Raw genomic sequence first — 2,361 nt, forward strand, 5'->3', positions numbered from 1 at the left:
CCGGCTTCACGGCGCTATGTTAGAACTTCAATACTCCAAGGGTGGTATCCCAACGTTGACTCCACCAAGACTGGCGTCCTGATTTCCAAGTCTCCCACCTATCCTGTACATGCAATACCAAAACCCAATGTCAGGTTACAGTAAAGCTCCACGGGGTCTTTCTGTCCTGTCGCAGGTAGCCGGCATCTTCACCGGCATTACAAGTTCACCAAGCCCCTCGTTGAGACAGTGCCCAAATCGTTACGCCTTTCGTGCGGGTCGGAACTTACCCGACAAGGAATTTCGCTACCTTAGGACCGTTATAGTTACGGCCGCCGTTTACTGGGGCTTCGGTTCAAACCTTCGGGTCGCCCCTAAGCTCTCCCCTTAACCTTCCAGCACCGGGCAGGCGTCAGCCCCTATACATCATCTTACGATTTAGCAGGGACCTGTGTTTTTGATAAACAGTCGCTTGGGCCTTTTCTCTGCGACCCCCTCGCGCTACCTCTGTAAAAGTTTTCACGCTAACGGGGTACCCCTTCTCCCGAAGTTACGGGGTCATTTTGCCGAGTTCCTTAACGAGGGTTATCTCGCGCGCCTTAGGATTCTCACCCCACCTACCTGTGTCGGTTTACGGTACGGGCACTCTCTCGCCTCGTTAGAGGTTTTTCTTGACAGTTTGGGTTCGGCTACTTCGCTACTTTATTTCGCTCCCCATCAGCTCTCGGGCTTTTCAAGAGACGGTTTTGCCTATCTCTTACCCTACCACCTTGGACGCGCTTTTCCAATCGCGCGCTTAGCTTACCCTCCTGTGTCACCCCATCCTTCAAACGGCGGAAAGTGGCATCGGATTCTCAACCGATTCTCCATCGCCTACGCCTGTCGGCCTCGGCTTAGGTCCCGGCTTACTCTGGGCGGACGAGCCTTCCCCAGAAAACCTTAGGTTTACGGCGGGCAGGATTCTCACCTGCCTTTTCGCTTACTTATACCGGCATTCTCACTTCCGTACTCTCCACTACTCCTTACAGTATAGCTTCGCTGTGTACGGAACGCTCCCCTACCATTCCATTACTGAAATCCGTGGCTTCGGTGACAGGCTTAGCCCCGTTACATTTTCGGCGCAGAGCCACTTGACCAGTGAGCTATTACGCACTCTTTAAATGGTGGCTGCTTCTGAGCCAACATCCTGGTTGTCCGGGCAACTCCACATCCTTTTCCACTTAGCCTGTCTTTGGGACCTTAACCGACGGTCTGGGCTGTTTCCCTCTTGACTACGAACCTTAGCACCCGCAGTCTGACTCCTGGGATCCAAATATCCGGCATTCGGAGTTTGATTGGGTTCGGTAACCGGTGAAGGCCCCTAGCCCATTCAGTGCTCTACCTCCGGTATTTATTCCCAAGGCTAGCCCTAAAGCTATTTCGGGGAGAACCAGCTATTTCCGGGTTCGATTGGCATTTCACCCCTACCCACACCTCATCCGCCGCCTTTTCAACGACGGTCGGTTCGAGCCTCCACTTTATTTTACTAAAGCTTCACTCTGGACATGGGTAGATCACCCGGTTTCGGGTCTACTCCAACGGACTATTTTCGCCCTATTAAGACTCGCTTTCGCTGCGGCTCCGCCTTTTGTGGCTTAACCTTGCCCGTCAGAAGTAACTCGCCGGTCCGTTCTACAAAAAGTACGCCATCACACTTTAATCGTGCTTTGACTGTTTGTAAGCATACGGTTTCAGGTTCTATTTCATTCCCCTCCCGGGGTGCTTTTCACCTTTCCCTCACGGTACTTGTTCACTATCGGTCGCGTCGGGTATTTAGCCTTGGAAGGTGGTCCTCCCGGATTCCCACGGGGTTCCTCGTGTCCCGTGGTACTTGGGATACTCTCGAAGATGTTCGCCTTTTCGCCTACAGGGTTGTTACCTTCTGTGACGGGTCTTTCCAAACCGCTTCGGCTAAAGCTACTTACCTTACTGATGAGAGTCCCGCAACCCCGGCTGTGCACGCACTGCCGGTTTAGGCTCGCCCCTTTTCGCTCGCCGCTACTGGGGGGTTCGATTTTTCTTTCTCTTCCTCCGGCTACTAAGATGTTTCAGTTCGCCGGGTGCCCTCCGGTTACCTATGGATTCAGTAATCGGTGACGGGGGTTCGCCCCCGCCGGGTTGCCCCATTCGGATATCCACGGATCGAAGCCTGTTTGCGGCTCCCCGTGGCTTTTCGCAGCTTACCACGTCCTTCTTCGGCCCTTCGCGCCTAGGCATCCACCGTATGCCCTTCCTAGCTTGACCTAATTGCGCGCTAAAAACTCCGTTGGCTCGTGTAACCGAGCCATTTCGTTGCTCTTAGCTTCTTGTTCTCCTACGCTGTGCAGTTTTCAAAGAACTGTT

General features: G+C 53.5%; 1 rRNA gene. It reads right to left on the reverse strand.

Going from position 1 to position 2,361, the window contains the following annotated elements:
• Positions 1-2,262 (reverse strand): 23S ribosomal RNA (locus L7E55_RS17445); the annotation flags it as partial.
• Positions 2,263-2,361 lie beyond the last annotated feature (99 nt).

Origin of the sequence: Pelotomaculum isophthalicicum JI (assembly GCF_029478095.1) — a bacterium.
GTDB classification, from domain to species: domain Bacteria; phylum Bacillota; class Desulfotomaculia; order Desulfotomaculales; family Pelotomaculaceae; genus Pelotomaculum_D; species Pelotomaculum_D isophthalicicum.